This is a genomic window from Monashia sp. NPDC004114 (assembly GCF_053603855.1).
Window position 1 is genome coordinate 128,320 of sequence record NZ_JBSGGK010000012.1, and the last position, 26,868, is coordinate 155,187.

The 26,868-nt window shown below is 71.4% G+C and carries 24 protein-coding genes; 14 read left to right on the plus strand and 10 right to left on the minus strand.

Annotated features, from left to right (window positions below; all coding sequences use genetic code 11):
• Positions 1 to 147: 147 nt before the first annotated feature.
• From ACWEOW_RS16245 to ACWEOW_RS16255, 3 genes are read left to right on the plus strand one after another with little or no spacing between them, the layout of a single operon-like run.
• The gene (locus tag ACWEOW_RS16245) at positions 148 to 615 is read left to right on the plus strand and encodes a DUF6220 domain-containing protein (RefSeq protein ID WP_452270257.1); all 468 of its coding nucleotides are present in this window, start codon (positions 148 to 150) and stop codon (positions 613 to 615) included.
• Positions 602 to 2,089, plus strand: a complete 1,488-nt coding sequence (locus tag ACWEOW_RS16250) for a multicopper oxidase family protein (protein WP_452270258.1) — start codon at positions 602 to 604, stop codon at positions 2,087 to 2,089. Before ACWEOW_RS16245 ends, ACWEOW_RS16250 begins: the two co-directional genes overlap by 14 nt.
• Positions 2,090 to 2,107: 18 nt before the next feature.
• Positions 2,108 to 3,550: a flavin-containing monooxygenase gene (locus tag ACWEOW_RS16255; protein WP_452270259.1), complete on the plus strand. Its 1,443-nt coding sequence runs from the start codon at positions 2,108 to 2,110 to the stop codon at positions 3,548 to 3,550.
• Positions 3,551 to 3,553: 3 nt separating this feature from the next.
• Here ACWEOW_RS16255 and ACWEOW_RS16260 read toward each other — a convergent pair whose 3' ends face one another.
• Together ACWEOW_RS16260 and ACWEOW_RS16265 are read right to left on the minus strand one after the other, a co-directional pair.
• Entirely contained in the window at positions 3,554 to 4,819 is a 1,266-nt protein-coding gene (locus tag ACWEOW_RS16260) for a DUF4921 family protein (RefSeq protein WP_452270260.1), read from the minus strand.
• A gap of 9 nt (positions 4,820 to 4,828) precedes the next feature.
• Positions 4,829 to 5,287 carry a nitroreductase family deazaflavin-dependent oxidoreductase gene (locus ACWEOW_RS16265; protein WP_452270261.1) on the minus strand — a complete coding sequence of 153 codons (459 nt, stop codon included), beginning with the start codon at positions 5,285 to 5,287 and terminating at the stop codon, positions 4,829 to 4,831.
• Between the two features lie 57 nt (positions 5,288 to 5,344).
• On the opposite strand from ACWEOW_RS16265, the gene ACWEOW_RS16270 reads away from it, so the two are divergent.
• Positions 5,345 to 6,313, plus strand: a complete 969-nt coding sequence (locus ACWEOW_RS16270) for an NADPH:quinone oxidoreductase family protein (RefSeq protein ID WP_452270262.1) — start codon at positions 5,345 to 5,347, stop codon at positions 6,311 to 6,313.
• Positions 6,314 to 6,359: 46 nt separating this feature from the next.
• Positions 6,360 to 7,220, plus strand: a complete 861-nt coding sequence (locus ACWEOW_RS16275) for an SDR family NAD(P)-dependent oxidoreductase (RefSeq protein ID WP_452270263.1) — start codon at positions 6,360 to 6,362, stop codon at positions 7,218 to 7,220.
• On the opposite strand, the gene ACWEOW_RS16280 is transcribed toward ACWEOW_RS16275, so the two are convergent.
• Entirely contained in the window at positions 7,217 to 7,609 is a 393-nt protein-coding gene (locus tag ACWEOW_RS16280; protein ID WP_452270264.1) for a TY-Chap domain-containing protein, read from the minus strand. The two genes, ACWEOW_RS16275 and ACWEOW_RS16280, sit on opposite strands and share 4 nt — an antisense overlap.
• 181 nt (positions 7,610 to 7,790) lie before the next feature.
• Here ACWEOW_RS16280 and ACWEOW_RS16285 point away from each other — a divergent pair, with 181 nt between their 5' ends.
• Together ACWEOW_RS16285 and ACWEOW_RS16290 are read left to right on the plus strand one after the other, a co-directional pair.
• A complete protein-coding gene (locus ACWEOW_RS16285) occupies positions 7,791 to 8,285 on the plus strand; it encodes a SigE family RNA polymerase sigma factor (RefSeq protein ID WP_452270265.1) in 495 nt (164 codons plus the stop codon).
• Positions 8,282 to 9,538, plus strand: coding sequence for a hypothetical protein (locus ACWEOW_RS16290; protein WP_452270266.1), 1,257 nt, complete (start codon positions 8,282 to 8,284; stop codon positions 9,536 to 9,538). Before ACWEOW_RS16285 ends, ACWEOW_RS16290 begins: the two co-directional genes overlap by 4 nt.
• Before the next feature lie 10 nt (positions 9,539 to 9,548).
• On the opposite strand, the gene ACWEOW_RS16295 is transcribed toward ACWEOW_RS16290, so the two are convergent.
• Positions 9,549 to 10,037: an acyl-CoA thioesterase gene (locus ACWEOW_RS16295; protein ID WP_452270267.1), complete on the minus strand. Its 489-nt coding sequence runs from the start codon at positions 10,035 to 10,037 to the stop codon at positions 9,549 to 9,551.
• Between the two features lie 76 nt (positions 10,038 to 10,113).
• On the opposite strand from ACWEOW_RS16295, the gene ACWEOW_RS16300 reads away from it, so the two are divergent.
• From ACWEOW_RS16300 to ACWEOW_RS16310, 3 genes are all read left to right on the plus strand, one after another.
• Entirely contained in the window at positions 10,114 to 13,605 is a 3,492-nt protein-coding gene (locus ACWEOW_RS16300; protein ID WP_452270268.1) for a DEAD/DEAH box helicase, read from the plus strand.
• A gap of 151 nt (positions 13,606 to 13,756) precedes the next feature.
• Positions 13,757 to 14,218, plus strand: coding sequence for an aromatic ring-opening dioxygenase LigA (locus ACWEOW_RS16305; RefSeq protein ID WP_452270269.1), 462 nt, complete (start codon positions 13,757 to 13,759; stop codon positions 14,216 to 14,218).
• A gap of 139 nt (positions 14,219 to 14,357) precedes the next feature.
• Positions 14,358 to 14,978: a superoxide dismutase gene (locus tag ACWEOW_RS16310; protein ID WP_452270270.1), complete on the plus strand. Its 621-nt coding sequence runs from the start codon at positions 14,358 to 14,360 to the stop codon at positions 14,976 to 14,978.
• A 137-nt stretch (positions 14,979 to 15,115) separates the two neighbouring features.
• Here ACWEOW_RS16310 and ACWEOW_RS16315 read toward each other — a convergent pair whose 3' ends face one another.
• The gene (locus ACWEOW_RS16315) at positions 15,116 to 16,045 is read right to left on the minus strand and encodes a TetR/AcrR family transcriptional regulator (protein WP_452270271.1); all 930 of its coding nucleotides are present in this window, start codon (positions 16,043 to 16,045) and stop codon (positions 15,116 to 15,118) included.
• Positions 16,046 to 16,104: 59 nt separating this feature from the next.
• Between ACWEOW_RS16315 and ACWEOW_RS16320 the strand changes: the two genes are divergently transcribed.
• Together ACWEOW_RS16320 and ACWEOW_RS16325 are read left to right on the plus strand one after the other, a co-directional pair.
• Positions 16,105 to 17,034 carry an ATP-binding cassette domain-containing protein gene (locus ACWEOW_RS16320; RefSeq protein WP_452270272.1) on the plus strand — a complete coding sequence of 310 codons (930 nt, stop codon included), beginning with the start codon at positions 16,105 to 16,107 and terminating at the stop codon, positions 17,032 to 17,034.
• The gene (locus ACWEOW_RS16325) at positions 17,031 to 17,825 is read left to right on the plus strand and encodes an ABC transporter permease (protein WP_452270273.1); all 795 of its coding nucleotides are present in this window, start codon (positions 17,031 to 17,033) and stop codon (positions 17,823 to 17,825) included. The genes ACWEOW_RS16320 and ACWEOW_RS16325 overlap by 4 nt, the downstream gene beginning before the upstream one ends.
• Here ACWEOW_RS16325 and ACWEOW_RS16330 read toward each other — a convergent pair.
• From ACWEOW_RS16330 to ACWEOW_RS16350, 5 genes are all read right to left on the minus strand, one after another.
• Positions 17,773 to 19,221, minus strand: coding sequence for a pyridoxal phosphate-dependent decarboxylase family protein (locus ACWEOW_RS16330; protein WP_452270274.1), 1,449 nt, complete (start codon positions 19,219 to 19,221; stop codon positions 17,773 to 17,775). The genes ACWEOW_RS16325 and ACWEOW_RS16330 overlap by 53 nt on opposite strands.
• Positions 19,214 to 20,605, minus strand: a complete 1,392-nt coding sequence (locus ACWEOW_RS16335; RefSeq protein ID WP_452270275.1) for an MFS transporter — start codon at positions 20,603 to 20,605, stop codon at positions 19,214 to 19,216. Before ACWEOW_RS16335 ends, ACWEOW_RS16330 begins: the two co-directional genes overlap by 8 nt.
• A gap of 227 nt (positions 20,606 to 20,832) precedes the next feature.
• Entirely contained in the window at positions 20,833 to 22,062 is a 1,230-nt protein-coding gene (gene galK, locus ACWEOW_RS16340) for a galactokinase (RefSeq protein WP_452270276.1), read from the minus strand.
• Entirely contained in the window at positions 22,059 to 23,180 is a 1,122-nt protein-coding gene (gene galT / locus ACWEOW_RS16345; RefSeq protein WP_452270277.1) for a galactose-1-phosphate uridylyltransferase, read from the minus strand. The genes galK and galT overlap by 4 nt, the downstream gene beginning before the upstream one ends.
• Positions 23,180 to 23,965, minus strand: a complete 786-nt coding sequence (locus ACWEOW_RS16350) for a DeoR/GlpR family DNA-binding transcription regulator (RefSeq protein ID WP_452270278.1) — start codon at positions 23,963 to 23,965, stop codon at positions 23,180 to 23,182. The genes galT and ACWEOW_RS16350 overlap by 1 nt, the downstream gene beginning before the upstream one ends.
• An 83-nt stretch (positions 23,966 to 24,048) precedes the next feature.
• Between ACWEOW_RS16350 and ACWEOW_RS16355 the strand changes: the two genes are divergently transcribed.
• Together ACWEOW_RS16355 and ACWEOW_RS16360 are read left to right on the plus strand one after the other, a co-directional pair.
• Complete coding sequence (locus ACWEOW_RS16355) at positions 24,049 to 26,271, plus strand: alpha-galactosidase (protein WP_452270279.1); 2,223 nt, start codon at positions 24,049 to 24,051, stop codon at positions 26,269 to 26,271.
• Positions 26,272 to 26,346: 75 nt separating this feature from the next.
• A complete protein-coding gene (locus tag ACWEOW_RS16360) occupies positions 26,347 to 26,868 on the plus strand; it encodes a hypothetical protein (RefSeq protein WP_452270280.1) in 522 nt (173 codons plus the stop codon).

A 26,868-nucleotide genomic window follows, 5' to 3' on the forward strand; every position in this document is an offset into this window, starting at 1 on the left:
CCCTGGGCCGGTCGCGCGTCACCGGGTAGGCCACACGTGGCTCTGGGGGAGAACCTCCATCGACTCTGTGGGCTGCCTTGTTACCGCGCTGTCCCGGCCCGCGGATCGTGGAGGGGACTCATCCGGCATCCGCGAAAGGACCCTCTGATGCGCAAGACCTACATCGTGCTCGCCTGGATCATCGCCGGCGGGGTGTTCGTGCAGGCGGCGGCGATCGCGTTCGGCTTCGGGGGCATGGCGGGCTTCGTCCAGGACGGAGGCGTCGTCGACAAGGCGCTCGTCGAGAGCCAGACGGCCTCCAACTTCACCGGCGAGCTCGGCTTCGTGGTGCACGGCATCGTCGGCGGGATGGTCATCCCGGCTGCCGCGCTGCTGCTGCTCGTCGTCTCGTTCTTCGTCAGGACGCCGCGGGCACGCACGTGGGCGGCGGTCCTGTTCGGGCTGGTCGTCGTCCAGGCCATGCTCGGCTACTCGATCGTCGACGTGCCCTACCTCGGCCTGCTCCACGGTGCGAACGCGCTCGCCCTGCTGCTCATCGCCGTCCACGCCGCCCGCCGCGCCCGCGTCGCCGGTGCCGTAGAGGCGGCCTCGCCGAGCACTCGTGTCGCGGTCTGACCTGCGTCGCGGGGAGGTCCTGCGGCGCGCGGTCGCTCTGGTCGCGCTGGCCGCGGCGCTCGGCCTCGCAGCCTTCGGCTGGTGGTCGAGCCGGCTCGGCGAGTACTCGGTCATGGCCATGGGTCACGACGCCGCTCACGCCGCCCATGGCGGGGCAGGCGCGGGTGGCGTCAGTGTGACGTCACTGACGGCGGACCCCGCACGGCGGGCAGACGTCAAGGTCGAGCTCGTCGCGCGCAGCGGCACCGTCGAGATCCCCGGTGGCCGGTCGGTCGAGGGCTACACCGTCAACGGCACGTCGCCGGGCCCGACCATCCGGGCGCGCCAGGGCCAGCTCGTCGAGGTCACCTTCGTCAACGAGTCGGTGCGCGACGGCGCGACCCTCCACTGGCACGGCGTGGACGTGCCGAACGCGGCGGACGGCGTCGCCGGCATCACCCAGGATGCCGTGCCGGTCGGCGGGCGATACGTCTACCGGTTCGTGGTGAAGGACGCCGGGACGTACTGGTACCACTCCCACCAGGTGTCGCACGAGCAGGTCGAGCGCGGCCTCTTCGGGGCGCTCGTCGTCAGCCCACCCGCGGCCCCCGCCGCCCCTGGCTCGCGGAGCCCCGTCGACGTCGTCGCGCTCCTGCACGTGTATGCCGGCCAGCACACGTTGGGCGGACGCGCTGAGGACGAGCGGGTGGTGGCCACCCCGGGCCAGCCCGTCCGCATCCGGGTCGTCAACACCGACCAGGGCACGGCGACCGTGTGGTCGTCGGTTCCCTACCGGGTCGCGGCGGTCGACGGCCATGACGTCGTCGGGCCCACCGAGGTGGTCGACCGCTCGGTGCTGGTCCCCGCGGGCGGGCGCGTCGACCTGATGGTCACGACTCCGGCCGACGGATCCGCTGCCCGGGTGCACGTCGGGGGTGCTCGCAGCGTCATCCTGGGGCCGGCAGCCGCCGCGGCGCCCGGCCCCGTCGCGCAGCCGCGCGAGGTGCTGGACCTGCTGGACTACGGCCGCCCGGCACCGCTCGGCTTCGACCCGTCGCACCCCGACAAGACGTTCGACTACACGATCGGGCGCCGGATCGGCCTCATCGACGGCCGGCCCGGGGTGTTCTGGACCGTCAACGGCCGGCTCTTCCCCGACGTCCCGATGTTCCACGTCCGCGAGGGTGACGTCGTCGTGATGCGCCTGACGAACAACTCGGACGAGGTGCACCCGATGCACCTGCACGGCCATCACGTCGTCGTCCTGTCGCGGAACTCCGTTGCGGCCCAAGGGAGCCCGTGGTGGGTCGATACACTCGACGTGCGGCCTGGCGAGACGTACGAGGTCGCGTTCGTCGCGGATAACCCCGGCATCTGGAGCGACCACTGCCACACGCTGCCACACGCTGTGGACGGTCTGGTCGCGCACGTCATGTACGACGGCGTCACGACGCCGTTCACGATCAACGGGGCGGCTGGGAACCAGCCCGAGTGAACCCCGCACAATGGGGGCGTGACCGAACATCTCGACGTGCTCGTCGTCGGCGCCGGCCTCTCCGGCATCGGGGCCGGCTACCGGCTCCAGACGATGTGCCCGACGAGGTCGTACGCGATCCTCGAGGCGCGCGACGAGCTGGGAGGCACGTGGGACCTGTTCCGCTATCCCGGCGTCCGGTCCGACTCCGACATGTTCACCCTCGGCTTCCCGTTCGAGCCATGGCAGGACGCCGACGCGATCGCCGACGGCGACAAGATCCTGAACTACCTGCGGTCGACGGCACGCAAGTACGGCATCGACCGGCGAGTTCGCTTCGGGCACAAGGTAGTCGCTGCCTCCTGGTCGAGCGACGAGGCGCGCTGGACGGTGACCGTCGAGCGTAGCGACTCGGTCCGTGAGGAGCTGACCTGCGGGTTCCTCTACCTGTGCAGCGGCTACTACGACTACGAGCGCGGGCACGACCCGGCCTTTCCGGGCCGCGAGCGGTTCGAGGGGCAGGTCGTGCACCCCCAGTTCTGGCCGGAGGCGCTCGAGGTGGCCGGGCGCAAGGTGGTCGTCATCGGCTCGGGTGCGACGGCCGTGACGCTCGTCCCAGCGCTCGCCGACCGAGGCGCCGACGTGACCATGCTGCAGCGCACGCCGTCGTGGGTCACCGCCCTGCCGCGCCGCGACCGGGTGCGTGAGGTGGTCCGCACGGTGCTGCCGGGACGGATGGGCGACGACGTGGTCCGGTACAAGAACGTCCTCGTGTCGCTGGCGTTCTACCAGCTGAGCCGCCGTCGGCCCGAAGCGGCAAAAGCGTTGCTCACCAAGGGTGCCCAACGCGCGCTCGGGTCGCCGGAGTTGGCCGGTGAGCACTTCACGCCCGACTACGACCCGTGGGACCAACGCCTGTGCATCGTGCCCGACGGGGACCTGTTCCGGGTCCTGCGGGACGGGACGGCGCACGTCGTCACCGACACGATCGAGACGTTCACGCCGCGCGGCATACGGTTGACGTCAGGCGGCGAGCTGGAGGCGGACGTCATCGTGACGGCGACCGGCCTGCGGCTCAAGGTCGGCGGTGGCATCGACTTCGTCGTGGACGGTGAGCGCCGGTCCACGCGGGAGCTCTACGTCTACCGCGGCATGATGTTCGGCGGCGTTCCCAACCTCGCCGTCTGCGTCGGGTACGTCAACGCCACGTGGACGCTTCGCTCCGACCTGGCCAGCCGCTACGTGTGCCGGCTGCTCAACCACCTGTATGCCGATGGGTGGCGGGTGGCCGTGCCGCGCGCACCTGAGGGGATGGTGGGCAAGCCGCTTCTCCCGCTGACGTCCGGCTACGTCCAGCGGGCCTCCCCCGACCTGCCGCGGCAGGGCGACGGGGCGCCATGGCTGATGCGCCAGAACTACCTGCTCGACCGGCGCGACATGCTGCGTGGTGACGTGACCGAGGCGATGGAGCTGCGTCGGTGACCGTCAGCCGAGCGTGATGCGCTTGGACACCGCGCCCTCGTCGAGGAGGGTCCGCAGGCGCGTCACGGTGCGGTCGTGCATCGTCCACGGGTCGATGGTGTTCACGTAGATCTTCGTCCCGCCCTCGAAGCCGGCCAGCGTGGAGATCCGCCACTTGAGGACGACGCGCAGGGGCATCGGCAGGTCGAGCGTCGGTGGCCGGTGATGCCACTCCTCGTTGGTGGGCACGTCCGCTCCGGTGGCAGCATGACAGGCATGCAGCATGTCGGAGAGGTCGCGGACCTCGTCGGCACCGAGCTCCCACGGCGCGCGATGGGTCTCGGTCGTGTGGACCTCGAGCGAGGGGAAACGGTGCCCGACCCCGACGAGAGCGACGGCGGTGTTGGTGCGCGCGACGACAAGTCCGTGCGCAGCGGCATACTCACGTCCCCAGCGACGGTAGAGGTTGGGCTCCGCCCGGAGCCGCTCCGCCTCCCGCTCGACCTGGGGACCCAGCTCGTCGATCGCGACGACCTGTTTGTGCAGGTGGTCGAAGGACGCGCCGGCGGGGCGGAGCCAGTTCTGGAAGACCGACACGAACCGCGCACACGGGTTGCCGTGGTAGAGGTCGCGCATGGCCGTGATGGCGAACTCCGTGTACTTCCAGTGCTCTTCGGGCGTCAGCGATCCTGAGGACGCGCTCTGGGTGTCGTCGGTGGCGCCGTCGACGAAGTGGCGGCGCGCGACGATGACCTGGTGGTTCCCGGCGAACAGGCCGACAGACTCCCGCTCGAGGTCGTCCTCGGCGAGCGGCTCGGCGTCCGCCCCTGCGGCGCCCCGCGCGCGCATCCTGATCCGCGCGAGCGCAGCGACGTGCGCCCGCCCCTCGGGCGTGGCGAGGTATGCCGTCCGTCGGCCCTGCGCCTCCGGGGTCGGCTCGAAGCCGTGCGTCAGGTGCCAGTAGTCGTAGGTGAGGATCTCGAAGAGGTTGGGAATGAGGCGGAACTCGGGCACCGTGTCGTCGAGCTGTTCGGCCCGAAGTCCACGGATCTCGCGCCATCCACCGTCGTCCCTGACGACCCGTGCGATCTCCGGGGTGGTCTCGAGCATCCGCCCGGTGCAGAAGGCACAGCAGCGGTCGAGCAGCTGGGGGTCGAGCGGGTGCCGCTCGGAGGGGACGATCCCGAGCGGGCGCGCGCCTCGCCCGGGAAGGGTCCACACCTTGGTGCCGGTGAAGGGGTTGACCTGCTTGATGGTCCCGTCGGGCAGGCGCGTCAGCGGCTCGGTCACCCCGTCAGCCTATGACCCGGGCGTGGCCGCACCGCGGGTCAGTACGGCGAGCGGCAGGGTGCGCGTGCCTCCCTTGCGCTCGATCTTGGACTGGTAGTCGGCGAAGTGCGGTGAGAGCTCGAGCAGCCGTGCCCACAGCCGGTCGTGCTCGGCGCCCGTCGCGACATGGACCTCGACGCCGAACTCCTCGTCGCCCATCTCGACGTGCGCACGGTCGGCCCTGCGCAGGTTGCGGAACCACTGAGGCTCGTCCACCATGCCGCCGGCACTCCCGCACACGACGAGGTCGTCGCCGTCGGTGAAGTACGCCACGGGCGTGGTGTACGGGGTCCCGGACTTACGGCCGGCGACGGTGATGAGCAGGATCGGCAGGCCACGCGCCGAGCGGAACATGGGAGTGTCGAAACGGCGGTACAGCGCGCTCATCGTCTCGTTGCCCCAGCGACCTACGCGGCTCATGACAGACATCGGTGCCTCCTTGCGACTCGATACCTCATTGTCGACCACGCGGGTAGGGTCCGCGTCATGCGCGCTGCACGTGTCACGGCACTCGAAGGTCCCGGATCCGTCACTGTCGACGACGTCGCCGAGCCGGACCTGCCGCCAGGGCACGTCCTGGTCGACGTCCACGAGGCGGGCGTCAGCTTCCCCGACGTCCTGCTGACCAAGGGCCTGTACCAGATGCGCCCGGACCTGCCGTTCGTTCCGGGAGCGGAGTGTGCGGGGGTCGTGCGGGAGGCCGGAGCCGAAAGCACGTTCGCGCCGGGCGACCGGGTCGCGGCGTTCCCGGTCCTCGGGGCGTTCGCCGAGACGGTCGCCGTCCCCGAGGCGATGGTCTTCCCGCTCCCAGACGGTGTGCCGTTCGAGGTCGGTGCTGCGCTGCCGATGAACTACCTGACCGTCCACTTCGCTCTTACCCAGCGCGGGCATCTCGAGCGGGGCGAGGTCGTCCTCGTCCACGGTGCGGCCGGCGGGATCGGCACGGCGGCGGTGCAGCTGGCAAGGGCCATGGATGCTCGCGTGATCGCGGTCGTCTCGTCGGAGGACAAGGCAGAGGTGGCGCGTGAGGCAGGCGCACACCATGTCCTGATGGCTCACGAGTTCCTCACTCGCGCAAAGGAGCTGACGGACGGAAGGGGCGTTGACATCGTCGTCGACCCGGTCGGTGGAGACCGCTTCACCGACAGTCTGCGCGCCCTTGCGCCCGAGGGCCGTCTCCTCGTCATCGGCTTCACTGCCGGCCAGATCCCCGAGGTCAAGGTCAACCGGCTCCTGCTCAACAACATCTCCGTGGTGGGGGTCGGCTGGGGCGCCTTCTGGACCCCCAACCCCGCCTACCTTCAGGAGCAGTGGGCGGCCATCCTGCCGCTGCTCGAGGCCGGCCTGCTCGCACCCCCGATCGGCTCCCGCCACCCGCTTGCCGACGTCGCCGCCGCACTCGCCGAGATCGACGAGCGCCGCGCGATGGGCAAGGTCACGCTCACGGTTCGCTGACTGCTGCCTGCGGTCCTGGCTCGGGCACCGACGTAGGTTGGTCGGTATGCCGCTCCGCTCACGTCACACGCCCACCTCCTCCCAGCGGGTCCTGGTCACCGGCGCCGCCTCCGGCCTCGGGCTGGCCCTCGCTACCGCGCTGGCCGCGCGGGGTGACCGGGTCCTGGCCACGGACCTCGCACCTGAGCGCCCCGACGCCGTCCCGGCGGGAGTCGACTACCTGTCGCTCGACGTGCGTAGCGACGGTGACTGGGCCACGGCGCTGGAGCAGGTCCGCGCTACGTGGGGTGGGCTCGACCTGCTCGTCAACAACGCCGGGGTCGCAGCCGGCGGCCGGATCGATGTCGCGACGATGGACGAGTGGCACCGCATCGTCGACATCAACCTGCTCGGCGTCGTGCGCGGGTGTCGCACGTTCACGCCGCTGCTCAAGCAGCAGGGCAGCGGACACATCGTCAACACCGCGTCGCTCGCCGGACTCGTCCACGCACCCGGGATGGCGGCCTACAACTCGGTGAAGGCGGGAGTGGTGGCGCTGAGCGAGACGCTGTCCCACGAGCTCGCGCCCTTCGGCATCGCGGTCTCCGTCGTGTGCCCGTCGTTCTTCCGCACCAACCTCGGCGCATCCTTCCAGGGCGCGGACACCGAGCTGGAGGACGCCGGCAAGAGAATGGTCAGCGGAGCGCGCCGCACCGCGGACGGTGTCGCTGCGGCGGTGGTGCGCGGGATCGATGCCCGCAAGGACGTCATCCTCACGGATGTGGACGGCCAGATCGCCTGGCGGGCAAAGCGGTTCGTGCGGCCGGCATACACCGCGGTGATGCGCCGGGCGGCGCTCCGTGCACCTGGGGCGGGGGATCCTGACGCTGCCGCCGCCGCCACGCCCGGCGAGCGCGTCCGGTCCTAGCCGAGGTCCCGTCGGCGCACGTCGACCTCGTCGGGCGTGCCGGCGCCGAGCACGTCGCGGAGCGTCGCGGCGACCAGCTGGGCGGCCGACGTCGTGTCCTCGGGCGCGAACGTCCGCTCATAGTCGGGGTCGTCGCCGTCCTGCTCCCAGCCGAGCTCGACGAGGGCGGACTGCTGGGCCGCGGTCAGGTCGGTCAGCCCCTCGAACTCGGTGTCAGCGATGCACTCGAGCGCGAGCACGCCCTCGAGCGGCCGAGCCTGCACGAGCACGTCGGCGACGGACGCTCCGACGGGTGCACTGTCGGCGCGCACCGTGAAGGTCAACCAGTCGCCGCCCGAGAGCGCCGCCAGGTCGCCCGAGATCCGCTGCACCCACGCGTTCCACGTCACCGACCAACCGTAACCGTCCTCCGCGCGCCCGGAGCGTCGGTGTGGCGCGCGTAACCGGCCGACCTGCGCCATGGTGGTGGCTGGCGGCTGTCCCTGGCGATCGGCGGCACGGTGCCGGACAACCATTTCGCCCTCGTCCGCGTATGAATGGCAGCCACCTTCCGAGACAGGGGACACCTCGATGGGCGACACAGAGCGCCAGGCCGACTTCTCGGCCTACGTTGAGGCGCGCCAGCGCCGGCTCGTCCGCTTCGCCTACCTCCTGACGGGCGACGCCCACGAGGCGGAGGATCTCGTGCAGGCGGCCTTGCTCAAGGTGTACCGGCGATGGCACTCGGTGTACGGGTCACCCGATGCCTACGTGCGTCGGGCGATCGTCAACGAGCACCACAGCTCCTGGCGCCGTCCAAGCCGTCGCCGCGAGGTCGCCGACAGTGACCTCGTCTCCTTCACCAACCCAGCCGCCGCCCCCGACCATCACGACGACCACGAGCTCCGTGCCCGCATCGCGGCGCTGCCGAAGCAGCAACGCGCGGTCATCGTCCTGCGCTACTACGAGGACCTGACGGAGGCCCAGACAGCAGACGTGCTCGGCTGCTCGGTCGGCACCGTCAAGAGCCATGCGAGCCGCGCCCTCGCCGCCCTGCGCGTCACGATGAAGGAGACCCTCGCATGACTCCGACCGAGCGCGACCTGCGCGCCTTCCTCGATGGCGAGTCGGAGCACGTCGACGTCGTCGGTAGCTTCGCTGACGCCGTCGTCGCCACCAAGCGACGCAGCGACCGCCGCCGCGTCGTCGCGGGTGCCGTCACCGCGATCGTCGCGGTTGTCGTCGCCGTCCCCCTGCTGTGGTCGAAGCCTGCCGGCCGGCAGATCCAGGTCCCGGCGACCACCCCGGTCACCGTGACTCCCACGCCGCGACCGTCGACCACGACGCCGCAGCCGGCGGTGACGACGACCGTCAGCATCAAGGATGCGGCCGCTGTGGGCGCCCCGAGGCTGAGTGCGAGCGCGCCCTTCGTCGATCCCGGTGTGCCGTATGCCGTCCGGGGCACCTTCCACGACGGCGCCGCGGCGCCCGTCGACGGGCCACTCCGGGGCGGGTTCCCGACCTTCGAGCGGCTGGACCACGGCGGGTTCATCATGCAGGGCAAGTACGGCACGAACCAGGGCGACTTCATCGTGTTCACCGACCGGACCGGCACGGTGCTCAAGGCTGCGGCGGGCTTCGTCGTGTCGGCGGACCGGAGCCGGATCGCCTGGAGCGACGGATCGGCCATCAACGCGCCCGGGGAGGGCACCATCCACATCGCCGACAGCCGTGGAAAGGAGCTCTCGATCATCAAGGTCGATGCGGCACCGACCGCGCTCGTGGGTCACATGCTCTATGCGGTCAAGGTCGGCGGCTACGACTACCTGGGAGAGTCGCTGCGCATCGACCTGGACACGGGTCGTCAGACCGTCATCAAGGGCAATGTCATGGACGTCGATGCCGACCGCGGCGTGGTCCTCGCCGTCGGCGGCCTGCACGGCGAACCAGGCGCGCCCGTCTGCTACTCCGTCCTCGACGTGCGGGGCGACCGGCCAGTCACGCGGCTGTCCTCGTGCGGCAACGTCGTGCCGGAGGCCTTCTCACCCGACGGCCGGTTCCTCATCGCGGGGTCAGGCGCGCAGGTGGTCGACGTCAACACCGGTGAGGTCGTGCTCGACGCCATCGGCACGTCGAGGCTCAACCCCGTGGCCGGCCGCATGACGGACGACGGGTCCGCTCTGGTGGTGTCGGTCAGCTCCGCCGAGTACAGCAGGAGCGGCCTCATCCGATGCACTCTCGACGGGACGTGCACACAGGTCGGCGGCCCGAGCATCGCCGAGCCTCCGGACAGCGACACCGACAGCCCGCGGGGCGCCTACGCGGTCTCAGGGAACTGAGCCGACGGCTTCAGACGCCGTCGACCCGCCTCTGCGCAGAGCGCATCAGAGCGCGTAGCTCGTCCGGGATCGGCGTGGGCCGGCGCGTCGCGGAGTCGATCTCGACGTGGACCCAGTGGGCGAGGGCCTTGATGGACGGGTCGGCGCCGGGCTCGCGGTCCGGGTCGACGAACAGGCCCAGCTCGTAGGTGACGCTGCTCGTGCCGAGGCGGGCGACGCGCAGCCCGACCACCAGCGCGGTGGGGAAGGCGACCTCGCCGTAGAACGTGCACCCGGACTCGGCGACGACGCCCTGCGTCGGGTCGGTCGTCGGGCTCACCGGGACGTGGGCGCTCTGCCAGCCGTTGATCGCGGAGTCGAACAGCTCGTAGTAGACGGCGTTGTTGAGGTGGCCGTACATGTCGTTGTCGGACCAGCGGGTCGTGACGGGCTGGTGGACCGGGAAGTCCGCGAGCGTGAGGTTCCGCGGGTCCGAGGACACGGGTGACGCTTGGGCCATCGGGCCATCCTGCCGCACGCCGTCCCCTGTGGACGGAGGTGTCGGGGATGTCACCTGCGCGACCTAGAGTCGGAGGGTGGCACTGAGCGTGGGTCGAGCGACGTGGGTCGGTGAGGTCACCGACCCCGATGTGACCCAGCAGGTCGGCCCGCGCACGTTCGAGCGCGGGCGGGCATATGCCGTCGAGGGGCGCGTCCGCACGATCGCGACGCGTGCCGACGGCCTCATGGTCCTCGGCACGGTGCAGGGCAGCCGGTCGGACACGTACCAGACGATCATCGAGGCTCGGCCGCACCCCAAGGGTCGCGCTCACCTCTGGAGTGGGCGCTGCTCCTGCCCGGTCGGCGAGGACTGCAAGCACGTCGTCGCGCTCCTGCTCACCGCACGCGACATCGCTCAGGGCCGGGCGCCCGCTCACCCGCCGGTGACCGGCGCCGATCTCGGTGACGACGCCGGCGGCTCGACGCCGACCCGGCCGACCCCGCCCACGCGCACCTACTGGGCCGACGTCCTCGGGCATGTTCGTCCCATGCGTGCCGAGGGCGACGACGAGACACCGGCCGCGCGGCCCGCGCCACGCGGGGACCTCATGCCCGCAGGCCTTTTCGTCGACACGATCTACCGCGACCAGCGAGGCCGCAGGGGTGTGCCCGAGCCCAGCTATGGGCTGCGGCCGACCAGGTGGACGCGCGCGGGGACGTGGCACGGCACGCTGTCGTGGCACGACGCGCTGCCGCAGTGGCGGCCCGGCATCCGGTTCCTGCCCGAGCACGAGCGGGTCATGAGCCGCCTGCACGACGTCGCGCGACACGGCTCCGGCAGCACCACGTACTTCACACCGGTCCCACCGCTGGCCCTCGACTCGACGCCCGAGGTGTGGCCCCTGCTGCGGGAGGCCCGTCGCGTCGGCATCGAGATCATGCCGGGCGAAGGCGTCGCCGGCCCCGTCGAGGTGTCGTCGGAGGCCACGACTCTCACGCTGTGGGTGCGACGCTCCGATGACGGGTCGGGCGATCTCGACGTGTCCGCGACGGTCGACGGGATGCCCGACCTCCTCGGCGAGGTCGTCCCGCTCGGCGACCCCGTCCATGCGCTGGCCGTCGACGGAGACGACGGCACCCTCACCTTCGTCCCCCTCGACCAGGATCTCGGCCTGGGGCGCGAGGCCCTGGTCCAGGCGATGGGCGGGCTGCGCGTGCCCGCCGACGAGCGGGCCCGGTTCCTCGGGTCGGTCGTGCCGGGGCTGCGCCAACGGGTCGCGATCCGGTCCGACGTGCCGCTGCCCGCACCCGAGGCCGGCCGCGACGGCCCGGAGCCGGAGCAGGTCACCGTGCACGTCCACGTCGTCCACACCGTGCCCGGTGAGGTCCGCATCGACCTGACCCATGCCTATGACGGCACCCCGCGGGTCTTCTCGACCGCCCGGTTCGGCACGGTCGGCGGTCGCGACCGCGCCGCGGAGGCCGCCGCCACGCAGGCCGCGACGTCCCTTCGCCTCGTGCCCGGAGCCCTGCGCGGCGACCGCGAGGACGCCGCCTATCTGGTCCCCAGGGTCGTGCTCGTCGGCCTCGAGGCAGCAACCTTCGTGGCCGACGTGCTGCCCGCACTCGAGGCCGACGACCACGTCACGCTCGAGGTCGACGACGACCTGCCGGCATACGAGGAGCTGACGTCAGCGCCGGTCGTCCACGTCGGCGCGACGGACCCCGCACCCCGGGAGGCCGACGAGCGTGCGGGCCCGTCACCTGACCGCGCGCGACGCAGCGACACCGGGGACACCAGAGACACGGGCGACTGGTTCGACCTGCGCGTGTCGGTCGAGGTCGACGGCGAGGACGTCCCGTTCGAGCCGCTCTTCTCCGCGATCGCCCGGGGGGCCGAGGTCATGTTCCTCGATTCCGGATCGTGGTTCCGCCTCGACCGGCCAGAGCTGGTGCGGCTGCGGTCGCTGATCGAGGAAGCACGCGAGATCGCCGACCCCGAGTCCGACGGGCTGCGGCTGAGCCCGCACCATGCCGACCTGTGGGCCGAGCTCGTCGAGCTCGGAGTCGTCGACGAGCAGAGCGCCCGGTGGGCCGCGAGTGTCGCCGCGCTCGGATCCGCCGACACCACCCCTGGCGCGCAGGTCCCGGCCGGCCTGCGGGCGACGCTGCGGCCCTACCAGCTCGACGGGTTCCGCTGGCTGGCGCGCCTGTGGGATGCCCGGATCGGCGGCATCCTCGCGGACGACATGGGCCTGGGCAAGACGCTCCAGGTGATCGCGGCGCTGACGCGGGCCCACGAGCGCGGCGAGCTCGGGGCTGACGGCCCGGACGCTCGCGGGCCGGTCCTGGTCGTCGCGCCGACCAGTGTCGTCGGCACGTGGATGGGTGAGCTCGAGTCCTTCGCCCCACATCTCGCGGCTGTCGCCGTCACGGCCACCGAGCGCAAGCGCGGCACGACACTCACCGAGGCGGTCGCGGGCGCGCAGGTCGTCATCACGTCGTATGCCGTCCTGCGCCTCGACGACGCCGCGTTCCACGGCGTCGACTGGGGTGGTGTCGTCCTCGACGAGGCTCAGTTCGTCAAGAACCGCCAGGCCAAGACCCACCTCGCGGTGCGCCGTCTCGGTGCGCCCTTCATGCTCGCGGTGACGGGCACCCCGCTGGAGAACTCCCTGATGGACCTCTGGTCCCTGCTGTCGCTCACGGCGCCGGGGCTCTACCCGCGGCCCGACGTCTTCACGAAGAGCTACCGGCGGCCGATCGAGTCGGGTGAGCGCCCCGAGCTGCTCGACCGCCTCCGGCGGCGCATCCGGCCGCTCATGCTGCGGCGCACCAAGGAGCAGGTGGCGATCGACCTGCCGCCCAAGCAGATCCAGGTGCTGCCGCTCGACCCGCACCCGACCCATCGGCACATCTACGACCAGCACCTCCAACGAGAGCGGCAGCGCGTGCTCGGCCTGCTCGATGACCCCGATGCCAACCGGGTCGCCATCCTCGCGGCGCTGACCCGGCTGCGCCAGCTCGCGCTCGATCCCTCGCTCGTCGACGACGCGCACGCGGGCTCGGCCACACCAGCCAAGATCGACTACCTCATCGACCAGCTGCGCGAGCTCGCCGCCGAGGGTCACCGCGCCCTCGTCTTCAGCCAGTTCACCGGCTTCCTGCGCCACGTCGAGACCGCGCTGGACCGCGCCGGCATCGAGACGGCATACCTCGACGGCAGCACCACCGACCGGCAGTCGGTGATCCGCGGCTTCCGCGAGGGCGACGCGACGGCCTTCCTGATCAGCCTCAAGGCAGGCGGATTCGGTCTCACGCTCACCGAGGCCGACTACGTCTTCGTCCTCGACCCCTGGTGGAACCCTGCCGCCGAGGCGCAAGCCATCGACCGCGCGCGTCGCATCGGGCAGCGCCGGCCCGTGACCGTCTACCGCCTCGTCTCGGCGGGCACGATCGAGGAGAAGGTCGTCGCGCTGCAGGAGCGCAAGCGCGACCTGTTCCAACGCGTCGTCGATGACGGCGGCGCACTTTCTGGTGCGATCACGGCCGACGACATCCGCGACCTGCTGTCGCTGTCCTCCTGAGCAGGGCGTTTTCTGCGCTCACCGCGCCCCCGGATCACCCAAAAAAGTGTCATCTGAGCGTGACCTGGCGGGCCTACCGTGAAACGTGGCGCCGGGCCAGCGTGGGCGGGTGCCAGGCCAACTCACCATGCACCGCTTTGGGAGGCTTTGAATGACAAGCACTGTGCGGCAGACAAGCGGCACGACAGCAGGGGGTCTGCGCGGCGTCGCCGTGATCGGACTGCTCCTGATCATCTTCGGTGCGATCCTCGCGGTCGCCGGCGTGGGCACCTGGATCGTCGTCACGAACCAGCTGTCCGCGGAGAACATCACCGTGTCCGAGGACGCTGACAACTTCGCGGGCCAGACGGTCAACAGCCCCTGGACGGCATACGCCCAGGCCCAGGTGATCAACAAGCACGCGCTCGAGGCGAGTGGCGGCAAGACGTACGCAGAGATGGCGCAGGACGACCCGAAGCGCCAGACCGTGATGACCGCGTCGTTCCTGCGGGCCTCGCTGTTCACGTCGGTCGTCGCCTACGGCGTCGCGCTCATGGCGGTGGCCCTCGGCGTGGGGTTCGTCCTCGTCGGGATCGCCTTGCGAAGCGTCGCCAGACGCGCGGATACCGTTTGACCTCAAGTCCGCTCGAAGTCGGAGGATCGGGGATGTGGGTAAGGGACCCACATCCCCGGCTGCCGGACACCCTGTCGGGCCCTTTTGCCCCCGGCATAGAGTGGTCGGCAGCCGGATGGTCTGACGAAAGGAACGACAAGTGGCCTACACGCTCCCCGACCTCGACTACGACTACGCGGCGCTCGAGCCGCACATCAGTGCCCGCATCATGGAGCTGCATCACAGCAAGCACCACAAGGCGTACGTCGACGGTGCGAACGCCGCGGTCGCCAAGCTCGAGGAGCTTCGCGAGTCAGGTGACTACGCCGCGGTCAACGGCGTCGAGAAGAACCTCGCCTTCCATCTCGGCGGGCACACGAACCACTCCGTCTTCTGGAAGAACATGAGCCCGGACGGCGGTGGACAGCCCGAGGGCGAGGTCGCCGCCGCGATCGTCGAGTTCTTCGGGTCGTTCGACAAGTTCCAGGCGCACTTCAACGCCAACGCCAACGCGATCCAGGGCTCCGGGTGGTCCATCCTCGCGTGGGACACCCTCGGTCAGCGGCTCAACATCATGCAGCTGTTCGACCAGCAGGGGAACATCCCGGTCGGCCAGATCCCGGTGCTCCAGCTCGACATGTGGGAGCACGCGTTCTACCTGCAGTACGAGAACGTCAAGGCCGACTACGTCAAGGCCTGGTGGAACATCGTCAACTGGCAGGACGTCTCGGCTCGCCTCGACCGCGCGCGCGCGACGCAGGGCCTCATCGTCCCCGCCTGACGCGCACCTCACTCCCCACGTCGAGTGAGCGCCCCGTCACTCCAGTCACGAGGCTGGTGGGACGGGGCGCTCACCCGACTGGTTTGGTGCGCAACCCTTTTCACGTCGAGTGAGCGCCCAGTCACCCTGGTCACGGCTCAGGTATGCCGTTCGCGCGCCTCTCGCAGCGCCTGCCGTTCGTTGCGGCGCGCCTCGCGCAGCTGCTTCTCGGCCTCGCGGGTGCGGCGCTGCGCCTCCTTGAGCTTGGAGTCCCGGCGGACCGGCTCCGGCTCGGGCTCGGGCCCCGAGGCGGCCGGCGCCGGCGTGGCACCGTCGGCCTCGCTGGCCGCGATGACGGCGCCGAGGCCGTCGAGCAACCGGTCCAGACCCCAGGCGAACGGGTCGTCGTCGGACCGGAACACCCCGGCTCGGGCCAGCGGCTCGAGGTCCGGGAACTGGTCTGCGGTGATGAGCGCCTCGAGAAGGCCCGCCTCGTCGGTCCAGCCGGCATCGGCATAGGCCCGGGTGACGTTGGCCTTCCACCTGACGTGGCCGGCGAGCATCAAGGTCGCTGCGACCCGCTCGCTGGGCGCCAGCTTCGTCCTGGCGAGCGCGTGCAGCCCAGCATCCATCCACGCGAGGTTGTTCGGCGTGATCATCACGCCGGTCACCGGGATGTCGAGGAGCCACGGATGGCTCTCGAAGATCTCTGACTCGGCGGCATACAGCCGGGTGAGCGCCTCGCGCCAGTCATCGGTCTCGCGCACGTGCTCGGGCGGGACGCCGACCCCCTCCTCGAACATCAGCACGAGCAGGTCATCCTTGGCCGAGACGTAGCGGTACAGCGACATCGGGGTGAACCCGAGGGCCGACGCGACGCTGGACATCGAGACCGCGGCCAGGCCCTTCTCGTCGGCGATCTCGACCGCGGTCTCGACGATCCGCTCCACGCTCATCTCGCGCTTCGGCCCGCGCTGAGGGCTCGCCGCGACTCCCCACGCGAGAGCGATGCCGCGGGGCAGGTCGAGGTCAGGGGTGTCGTCGGCGGGCATGGTCTCCGGTCCCTCTCGGCTTGTCGTTGACGCCATCCTAGAACTGTGTATACCTTAAACGAGATATACGACATAAACAGTATGGGAGGGGCGTCATGCGCCAGGCCGGTAGCCAGACCATCACCCGCGCGACACGCGCTGCCACGCAGGAGACCATCCACTCGGGCATCCGGGTCCGCGGGCTCGTGAAGACCTGGGGGGAGACCCGTGTGCTCGACGGCGTCGACCTCGACGTCGGCCGGGGCCAGGTCGTCGCCCTGCTCGGCCCCAACGGGGTCGGCAAGACGACGACCGTCAACATCCTCACCGGGCTCGTGCCGCCCGACACCGGCACCGTCGAGGTCGCCGGCGTCGACGTCGTCGCCGACCCCGCGGCGGTGCGCAGCCGGCAGGCCCTGACCGGACAGTCGGCCGCGGTCGACGGCCTGCTGACGGGTGAGGAGAACCTCAGGATGATGGCCCGCCTCTGGGGCCTCACCGCAGCGCAGAGCAGGGAGCGCGCGGCACGCCTGCTCACCGAGTTCGACCTTCTCGACGCGGCTCGGCGACAGGTCCGCACCTACTCGGGCGGCATGCGTCGGCGGCTCGACCTCGCGATCAGCCTCGTCCGTCGGCCGGAGGTGCTCTTCCTCGACGAGCCCACGACGGGGCTCGACACCCGGAGCCGCAGGGCCGTCTGGGGCGTCGTCGAGGGACTGGCGCGAGCCGGCACGACGGTCCTGCTCACGACCCAGTACCTCGAGGAAGCCGACCGCCTCGCCGACCGGGTCGTCGTGCTCGACGGGGGCCGGGTCGTCGCGGAAGGCACTCCGGCCGAGCTCAAGGCCCGCGTCGGCAGCGAGGTGCTCGAGCTCGTGGCTGCGGGCGGCGAGGTGGTGACCAGCGCCCGCACCGATGGCACCTTGGAGGGCCTTCGCAGCGCCGTCGCCGAGCTGTCCGCGACCGGCCTCGTGGGGGAGGTCGAGCTCCGCCGGCCAAGTCTCGACGACGTCTTCCTCACGCTGACGGGCGGTGGTTCGCGATGACCGCGTCGACCTGCCAGCCGCAGCTGGCGACCCGCCCCGCCGTTGTCGCGACCTTCGTCCGCCGCAGTGTGCTGCACTCCGTCCGCAACCTCGAGGCGCTGCTCATGGCGGTGCTGCTGCCGGTGATGCTCATGCTCCTGTTCACCTATGTGTTCGGTGGCGCGCTCTCGCCCGGGGGCGGCTATGTCACGTATGTCGTGCCCGGCGTCATCGTGCTCTGTGCCGGCTTCGGCGCCGCGTCCACCGCGGTCGAGGTCGCCGACGACATGTCGACCGGGATCATCGACCGCTTCCGCACCATGCCCATCCCGGGTGCAGCGGTGCTGACCGGCCATGTCGTCGCCAGCCTCCTGCGCAACCTCGTCGCGACAGCGGTGGTCATCCTCGTCGCGATGGCCGTCGGGTTCCGTCCCGACGCCAACCTGGCCGAGTGGCTGGCCGCCGCCGGCATCGTGGCGCTCTACATCCTGGCGATCACCTACGTCTTCGCGGCGATCGGCCTGGCGGCCTCCAGCCCAGAGGCGGCGAGCGGCTACGGCTTCGTCCTGCTGTTCCTTCCGTACCTGTCGAGCGCGTTCGTCCCGGTCCACACGATGCCGACCTGGCTGCAGTGGGTCAGCGAGCATCAGCCCGTCACGCCGATCATCGAGACGATCCGGGGCCTGCTCACGGGCACGCCGATCGGCTCGAACGGCATCATCGCGCTCGCGTGGTGCGTGGGCATCCTTGCCGTCGCGGTCACGTGGTCGGCGTGGCTGTTCCATCGGAAGGCCGGGCGAGGCGGTCGATGACGCCGAGCAGCAGTGCCTCACGCAGCGCGGGTGGCAGCACGTCGAGCAGCGCGTTGACCGGCGCCATCCGCTGTGGCAGCGCGATCCGGCCGTCGTCGCCGCCGAGCCCCGCCGCACCGAGCAGTGCGGTGAAGGTGGCGTCGTCGAGCGTCGCCGGGTCGAGCGCGGAGGTCATTGCGGTGAGCTCGGTCGAGACCACGACCGGCCCGGCGGTCCGGGCAGCCTCGGTCGCCGACGCGAGGTCGGCCGCGATCTCGTGCGACGCAGCAGCAGTCGCCGCACTCATCGTGAAGTGCAGCGTGGCCGGCAGCAGGCTGAAGCGCATCTGCGGCTGGACGAACCAGCCACGCGCCAGCATCTCGTCGCTGATCGTGAAGACGTCGCACGAGCCGTCGGTCGTCAGGGCGAGGAGCGTCGAGTCCGGTTGTGCCGCAAGGGAGATCCCGGGTATGCCGTCCACCTCCGCCGCGAGGTCGAGCGTGGCCCGGCGCGCGGTGCGAGCGAGCACGGCATACCCGTCGGCCCCGATGTGGTTGACGACCGCCCAGGCGGCGGCCAGCGGGCCACCCGACTTCGTCGACTGCACGGTGGTGTTGAGCATGGTGTAGCCGGGCCAGTGCGCGGAGGCGAACAGGTGGCCGCGGCGCAGGTCCGCGGAGGCGTGCAGCAGGACCGAGACACCCTTGGGCGTGTAGGCGTACTTGTGCAGGTCCACCGAGATGCTCGTGACGCCTTCGGCCGCGAACGTCCACACCGGCTGGTCCGGCTCCACGGCTCGCAGGTGCGGCAGGACCCATCCGCCGATGCACGCATCCACGTGGCAGCGCACTCCGGCTGCCTTGGCCGCCGAGGCGATCGGCTCGACCGGGTCGATGACCCCGTGGGCGTAGGAGGGCGCCGACGCGACCACGATGACCGTCCGCTCGTCGATGGCGGCTCCCATCGCCTCGGGCACGGCTCGCTTCGTGATCGGGTCGACGTCGACGAGGACGGGCTCGACGCCGAGATAGTGGGCGGCCTTGTGGAACGCGGCGTGAGCGGTGGTCGGGATGACCATGCGGGGGTGCGCGACCTCGGGCCGTGAGTCGCGAGCGGCGAGGACGGCGAGCAGGATCGACTCGGTGCCCCCGGAGGTGACGACGCCGGCGAAGCCGTCAGGAGCGTCGACGAGCCGCCCCGCCACCCCGACGAGGTCGTTCTCCATCTGCAGGAGGGAGGGGAACGCCGTGGGGTCCAGGCCATTGGTGGACGCGAATGCGGCCAGGGCCTCGCGGCCGATCGCGTCGGCGGCTGCCAGTCCCGAGTCATAGACGTAGGCGAGCGTCCGGCCGCCGTGGGTGGGCAGGTCGTGAGCCCGCATCGCCTCCAGCCGGGCGCGGATCTCGGTCTCATCCATCGGTGCCCCCAGGGTTCGTGGTGAACGCGTCCGACTCGTGCGACCCAGCACTGCCGTGTTCGCCCTCACCGCGGTCGGGCGACGGAAGGCGATACGCGCGAAGCGACAGGAGCGAGACCGCGACGAGGACCGCGGGCACGAGCGAGAAGCCGAGCGCTATCGCGGTCAGCGCCGAGTCGCTCTGTGCCACAGTCGAACCCGTAGAGGACACATAGCCTCCGAGAGCCAGGGCTGCGGCATACACGGCCGGCCCGAAAGCGAGCCCGAGCGTCTCCCCGGCGGTCCAGATCCCGGTGTAGAGGCCCACCCGGGTGCGCGCCTCGCCCGTGCGGCTCGCGACGTCGGGGAGCATCGCCATCGGGAACATCTGCGCCCCGGCGTAACCGACGCCGACGACCGCGACGCACGCATAGACCGCGGCGGTCGGCATCGACCGCAGCAGCACGAGCACGAGGGCTCCACCACCGAGCAGCAGCGACGCGAGCAGGTAGCCGCGCTTCTTGTCCCGGCGCGTGCCGTACCGCTGCCACAGCGGCGTCACGACGAGCGCCGGAGCCACGAAGCACACGAACAGCAGCGTTGCCGAGATCGTGGTGCCGATGATCCAGCGCGAGACGTAGTCGACGCCGGCCAGCATCGCGCCGGTCGCGAGCGCCTGGAGGACGAAGGTGGTCAGGAGCAGGCGGAACGGCCGGTCGGAGCGGACGAGCCGCAGCTGGTCGCCGAACGTCGCCGCAGTGGACTCCCCGTGGGACATCCGGGCGCTGCGCGTGCCCCTCCACGCCCCGAACGCCCCGAGCGCGATGAGAGCGGCCACGAAGAACGCGACGGCGCGGTAGCCCCACTCCGGGCCGAACGCGTCCCGGATGACGGGCGACGCGCCGCCGCTGACGAGGATCGCGAGCGCGAGGATCGACACGCGCCACGTCATGAGACGCGTGCGCTCGTCGTAGTCGTCGGTCAGCTCGGCGGGCATCGCGACGTAGGGCACCTGGAAGAAGCTGTATGCCGTCGCGCACGCGAGGTAGGCCACCGCGACCCAGCCGGCCGCGAGCCACATCGGCGACGACGGGCCGAGGAAGAGCAGGGCGAACGCGGCGGCGAGCAGCAGGCCGGCGCGGATCAGGAACGGCCGGCGCTTGCCGTCGGGGTGCGTCGACCGGTCTGAGATCCGTCCCGCGATGGGGTTGAGGATGACGTCCCAGGCCTTGGGCGCGAACACGATGACACCGGCGGCTGCGGCGGCGACGCCGAGGTGGTCGGTGAGGTAGGGGAGCAGGAGCAGGCCGGGGACGGTGCCGAACGCGCCCGTTGCCACCGAGCCGAGGCCGTAGCCGCGCCGGACCGCGGGGGCCAGCGGGGTGGGCGTCGTCGCCGAGGTCATGGACGCACCCTAAGCCAGCCCGCCCGCCCGTCGAGGCGTCACCGGGATACCCGCCCATCCCTTGTCGAGTGGCCACTTCGACACACCCCGTAGGCCTGAGCCCGCGTGACCGAACGACCACTCCACGTGAGCACCCAGTCGAGTGGCCCCTTTGTCACAGGCCCCCCGCGCCTCTGCCCAACGGGCCCTGTGTCAAAGCGGCCACTCGACTTGAGGGGGAGTGGTGCTCAGCTGTCACGGCCGGCCGGGCCGGACGCCGTCACGGCGAACGACACCGGCGCAGCGAAGCCCTCACGCACGCAGGCGGCCTCGATCGCATCCGCCACCTGCGCGATGTCATCGCTGGCGACGATGGCGATGCACGACCCGCCGAACCCGCCACCGGTCATCCGGGCGCCCAGCGCACCCTCGCGCCGGGCCGTCTCGGTCGCCACGTCGAGCTCGGGGGACGAGATCTCATAGTCGTCCCGCATGGACACGTGGGACGCGTCGAAGAGCCGCCCCACCTCGTGAAGATCGTTGGCGCGCAATGCTGCTGCAGTCTCTCGGACCCGCTCGATCTCTGTCACGACATGACGGACGCGGCGTCGCACGACCTCGTCGTCGAGTCTCGCGAGGGCGTCCTCCAGGTCCGCGGGCGACACCTCGCGCAGGCTCTTCACGCCGAGCTGGCGAGCGGCGGACTCGCACGCCTCGCGCCGGGCGGCATACTGCCCGTCGACGAGCGCGTGCTCGGCTCGCGTGTCGGTGACCAGGAGCGCATGGCCGCCGGCGGCAAGGTCGAACGGGACGTCCTCGGTCTCTCCCGACCGGCAGTCGAGCAGCAGGGCGGACCGCTGCGCGGCGAGCAGTGCCGCCGACTGGTCCATGCCGCCGGTCGGCGCGCCCGCGATGACGTTCTCGGCGTCGACGCACCGGGCGGCGAGGCGGACTCGCCCCTCGCGGCTGTCGGCCAGGCCGAGACCGTAGAGGTCGCTGACCGCGACCGCGGCGCCGCACTCGAGAGCGGCCGAGCTCGACAGCCCGGCACCGACCGGCACCGTCGAGTCCACGAACACGTCGAGCCCGCCGACGGCGAAGCCGTCCTCGCGCAGCGCCCACAGGACGCCCGCGACATATGCCGCCCACCCGCCCGGCCGCTCCGGGCTGATCTGCTCGATCGCGACCTCGACGACCCCGTCCCGCTGGGCCGATGCCACCCTGAGGGTGCTGTCCGCGCGGCGGGACACCGCGGCATACGTCCTGTGCGGCAACGCGATCGGCAGGCAGAGGCCCGCGTTGTAGTCGGTGTGCTCGCCGATCAGGTTGACCCGGCCGGGGGCCGACCACACCCCCTCGGGAGCCGCCCCGAAGGCGCGCTCGAAGCCCGCCCGCGCGGCTGCTGCGACGTCGGCTCCGCTGCGCTGGTGCGCCTCACCTGTCCCGCTCGTCCAGCTCGTGCCGCTTACGTCGCTCATGCCGCGACCTCCCGGAGCCGGGCCGCGGTCAGCTCGGGACCCACGTCGTTGACCCAGCCGCCGACGCCGGACTCGGAGCCGGCGAGGTACTTGAGCTTGCCGGGCCCCCGTAGCACCGACATGACCTGCAGGTGAAGCCTGGAGACCTCACGGCCGACGCGGGCCGGAGCCTGCTGCCAGGCCGCGATGTAGGGCAGCGAGATCGGCGATCCGTCGGCTGCGACGTAGTAGCGGTCCAGCCGCTGCAGCAGGTCCTTGTAGACGACTGCGAGCTCGTCGCGCTCGTCGGGCTCCAGCGCGACCAGGTCGGGCACGTCGCGGTGCGGGACGAGGTGCACCTCCACGGGCCAGCGCGCCGCGAAGGGGACGTATGCCGTCCAGTGGGCTCCCTCGGTGACGATCCGTGAGCCGTCGGTGCGCTCGGCGGCGAGCAGGTCCGCGCCGAGCAGACGTCCGGTGCGCTCGTGGTGCCGCTCGGCCGCGCCCAGCAGCCTCCGGGTGCGCTCGGGGAGGTACGGGTAGGCGTAGATCTGGCCGTGCGGGTGCGGCAGCGTCACGCCGATCTCGCGGCCGCGGTTCTCGAAGCAGAAGACCTGCTCGACCTCGGGCCGGGCGCCGAGCTCGCTCGTGCGCTGGGCCCACGTGTCGACGACCGTGCGGATCCGCTCGACCGGGAGGTCCTTGAAGGATGACTCGTGGTCGCTCGTGAAGCACACGACTTCACATCGGCCGACGGCGGGCTTCACGTCGAAAAGCCCTGCGGGATAAGGCGTTTCGACGCCGGCCGCCTCGACGGCATATGACGGGAAGCGGTTCTCGAAGACGACCACCTCGTAGTCGCGCTCGGGGATCTCGGAGGGCACCGAGCCCCGCCCGGCCGGGCACAGCGGGCACTCGTCCTTCGGCGGCATGAAGGTGCGGTGAGAGCGGTGCGAGGCGACCGCCACCCAGTCGTCGACGAGTGCGTCGCGGCGCAGCTCGCCCGACCGCACGCGCTGCTCGGTCGGTCGCGGGTCGACTGCGACGCGCGCGGGCGCACCCGGCCCGTCGACGTAGATGATCTCCCGCCCGTCGGCAAGGGTGCGACGGGTGAGGCGGTGGTCGGTGACTGTGGCCATCAGGCCTCCACGATCTCGAGTGAGCCGACCGTGTCGGCGAGGGCGGACCGGGCTCCGGGCGGCAGGCCGGCGTCGGTGATGAGGACGTCGACGTCCGCGAGCTCGGCGAACGTCGACAGGCCGACGGTTCCCCACTTCGAGGAGTCGACGAGCACGCAGACGTCGCGGGCGGCAGCGACGAGTGCTCGGTTGGTCTCGGCCTCGACGAGGTTCGGCGTCGTCAGGCCGGCGCGCGCGTCGATGCCGTGCGCGCCGAGGAACAGCAGGTCGACGTGAAGGGTGCGCAGGGCGCCCACGGCGACCGGACCGACGAGGGCGTCCGAGGGCGTCCGGACGCCGCCGGTGAGCACGACCGTCTGGCCTGGGGCGCCGGACTCGTGCAGGAGCTGGGCGACCGGGACGGAGTTGGTCACCACGGTCAGGTCGGGAGTGTCGCGCACCAGGCGGGCGAGCTCGAAGGTCGTGGTGCCGGCGGAGATGCCGATCGTGCTGCCGGGTGCGATGTGTCTCCGGGCGGCCGCGGCGATGGCGCTCTTCTGCGCGAGCTGGAGGGTGGACTTGGCCGAGAACCCGGGCTCCTCGCCGGTGGGTGCGCTCGGGCTGGAGCCGATCGCGAGCGCTCCGCCGTGGACCCGCTCGAGCAGGCCGTCGGCGGACAGCCGCTCGATGTCGCGGCGGATCGTCATGTCGGAGACCCCGAGGCGCTCGACGAGGTCGGCGACGCGCACGGCCCCGGACTCCTCGACGAGAGTGAGGATGAGCGACCGTCGCTGGCTGCCGAGCATGTCACGACGATGACGGACTCGACGTCATTTGTCAAACAACAACAGTCATCTTCGAACACAACTCCCCATCGACAATGGGGTCCATGCGTGGCACCATGTGTGCGAACCTGTTGGCTTCGACAAGGGATGACGTGTCCGACACCCGAGCCCCGATCTCCGTCCACATCGAGTCTGCCGGGACCGCGCTCGCTGTCGCGCCCCGCGCCGACGGTCTGCCCGAGGTGCTCCACTGGGGCGCCGCGCTCGCCGGCGGCGGGGCGGCATACGACTCGCTGGTCGAGACGACAGTCCCCGCCGTCCCGCCGAGCAGCTTCGACGCACCGTGGCAGCTCACCGTGCTGCCCGGTGAGGCCGACGGCTGGTCGGGCACCCCGGGATGGGCCGGCCACCGGGGCGGGGCCGCTGGTGCCGTGCGCTGGTCCGGCGTCACCAGTGAGTCCGACGGGGCCGTCCTGCTCACGCGGGCGGTCTCGGCCGCTGGGCTGGCGCTCGAGCTCCGGCACGCGTTCGACCCGCACGGCGTGCTCCGAGTCAACGCCACCGTCCTGAACACGAGCGCCGACCCGCAGCCGCTCGATGTCGCAGCCCTGCGCTCGATCCTGCCGCTGCCGACCCGGGCGGACGAGGTGCTCGACCTCACCGGTCGCTGGTGCCGGGAGCGCTCACCGCAGCGCAGCCGCCTCGACCACGGCACGCACCTGCGTGCGAGCCGCCGAGGGCGCACCGGGCACGACGCGACCCTCCTGCTCGTCGCCGGGACGGCCGGCTTCGGCTGGCGCAGTGGCGAGGTCTGGGCTGTGCACACCGCCTGGAGCGGCAACCACGAGCACTTCGTCGAGGCCCTCCCTGAAGGAGCCGGGCGCCACCACGCCGTCCTCGGCGGGGCCGAGCTGCTCGCCCCCGGTGAGATCCGGCTCGCACCCGGCGAGTCGTATGCCGCCCCGACGGTCGTCTTCGTCCACGCGATCGACGGTCTCGACGGCCTCACGCGAGCGCTGCACCGCAGCCTCCGGAGCCGCCCGCAGCACCCGAGCCGGCCGCGCCCGGTCGTGCTCAACACGTGGGAGGCGGTCTACTTCGACACCGATCTCGACCACCTGCGCGCCTTGGCCGACACGGCGGCCCACATCGGCGTCGAGCGCTTCGTCCTCGACGACGGGTGGTTCGGTGGTCGTCGGCACGATCGGGCCGGGCTCGGCGACTGGGTCGTGTCCAGCGAGGTCTGGCCGGAGGGCCTCGCGCCGCTCGTCGACCACGTCCGGGGGCTCGGCCTGGAGTTCGGGATCTGGTTCGAGCCCGAGATGGTCAACGAGGACAGCGACCTCGTCCGCGACCACCCCGACTGGGTGCTCCGGCCCCGGGCGGGCTCGCCTCGGCAGTGGCGGGTGCAGCAGGTGCTCGACCTCACGAACCCCGCCGCCGCGGCATACCTGGCCGACCGGATCAGCGCGGTCGTCGACGAGTATCGCGTCGCCTTCATCAAGTGGGACCACAACCGCGACCTGCACGAGGCCGTGCACACCATCGACGGCCTCGTCGACGCGCCCGCGGTCCACCGCCACACCCTTGCGTTCTACGCGCTCCTCGACGAGCTGCGAAGGCGCCACCCGGCGCTCGAGATCGAGTCCTGTGCGAGCGGCGGCGGGCGGGTCGACCTCGGCGTCCTCGACCGGACGGACCGCATCTGGACCAGCGACACCAACGACGCGCTCGAGCGCGCGACCATCCAGCGGTGGACGACGCTGCTCGTGCCGCCGGAGCTCATGGGCACGCACGTCGGCCGGGCGGTCGCGCACACCACGCACCGCCACGTCGACCTCGGGTTCCGGCTGCTGACGGCGCTGCAGGGTCACGCCGGGATCGAGTGGGACATCACCCGGTGCGACGACGGCGAGCTCGCTGCGCTCACCGCCTGGACGGGGCTGGTCCGGGAGCTGCGCCCGCTGCTCCACTCGGGCGACCTCGTGCGGGCCGACCTGCCCGACAGCACCCTCCAGCTGACGGGCACGGTCGCCGCCGACGGCGGGAGGGCGGCATACGTCGTGGCGAAGCTCGCGACCTCGCGCGACGCACACCCCGGCGCCGTGCCGCTGCCGGGGCTGGACCCCACGCGGACGTATGCCGTCCGGCTGCGTCCCGAGGCCGGGCTGCCGGCCGTCGTGCAGGAGGTCGCGCCCGCCTGGTGGTCGCGGGCTCTCGAGCCGGGCGGGCTCACGGTCCCGGGGTCGGTGCTGACCGGGGTCGGGCTGCCGGTCCCGGTGCTCGGCCCCGCCCAGGGATACCTGCTCGACCTCCGCGCCCTCTGAGGAACCACCGTCCGCCGCCTCCGTTCCTCGTCGAGTGAGCAGTTCGTCCCACGCGTCCCGCGCTACGCTCCGACCATGAGCGAGCCGCCTCACGACGAGCACGTTCGGACCGTCCCGGTGCACCACGACCCAGAGCTGCGCCGGGACGCACTGACGATGGCGCTCTATGTGGCCATCGGTCTGATCGGCGCACTCTCGCTGTTCGACACCACGCTGGCCGGGACCACCGCGTTGCGGCTCGTCGAGACGATCTGGGGCATCACGCTCGGTCTCGTGCTCGCCCACGTCTTCGCCTTCGTCGTCGCCGCACACGTTGCGGGTGAGGGCTCGCTGCGCCGCCACGACGGTGAGGCGGCGGTCGCCCACCTCGTCGGCGGGCTCGCCGTCGCGATCGTGGCGACCCTCGCGGTCCTGCTGGTGCCCGAGTCCGCCGAGCTGCGCATCGTCCGGCTGGTACTCGCAGCGTTCATCGGCGCCGTGGGCTATCTGGTGCGCCGCAGCAATGGTGCATCGGTGAAGGCTGCCCTGCTCTTCGGGTTCATCACGATCGTGCTGGCCCTCATCGTCGCCCAGATCAAGGTGAACCTGTCGCACTGA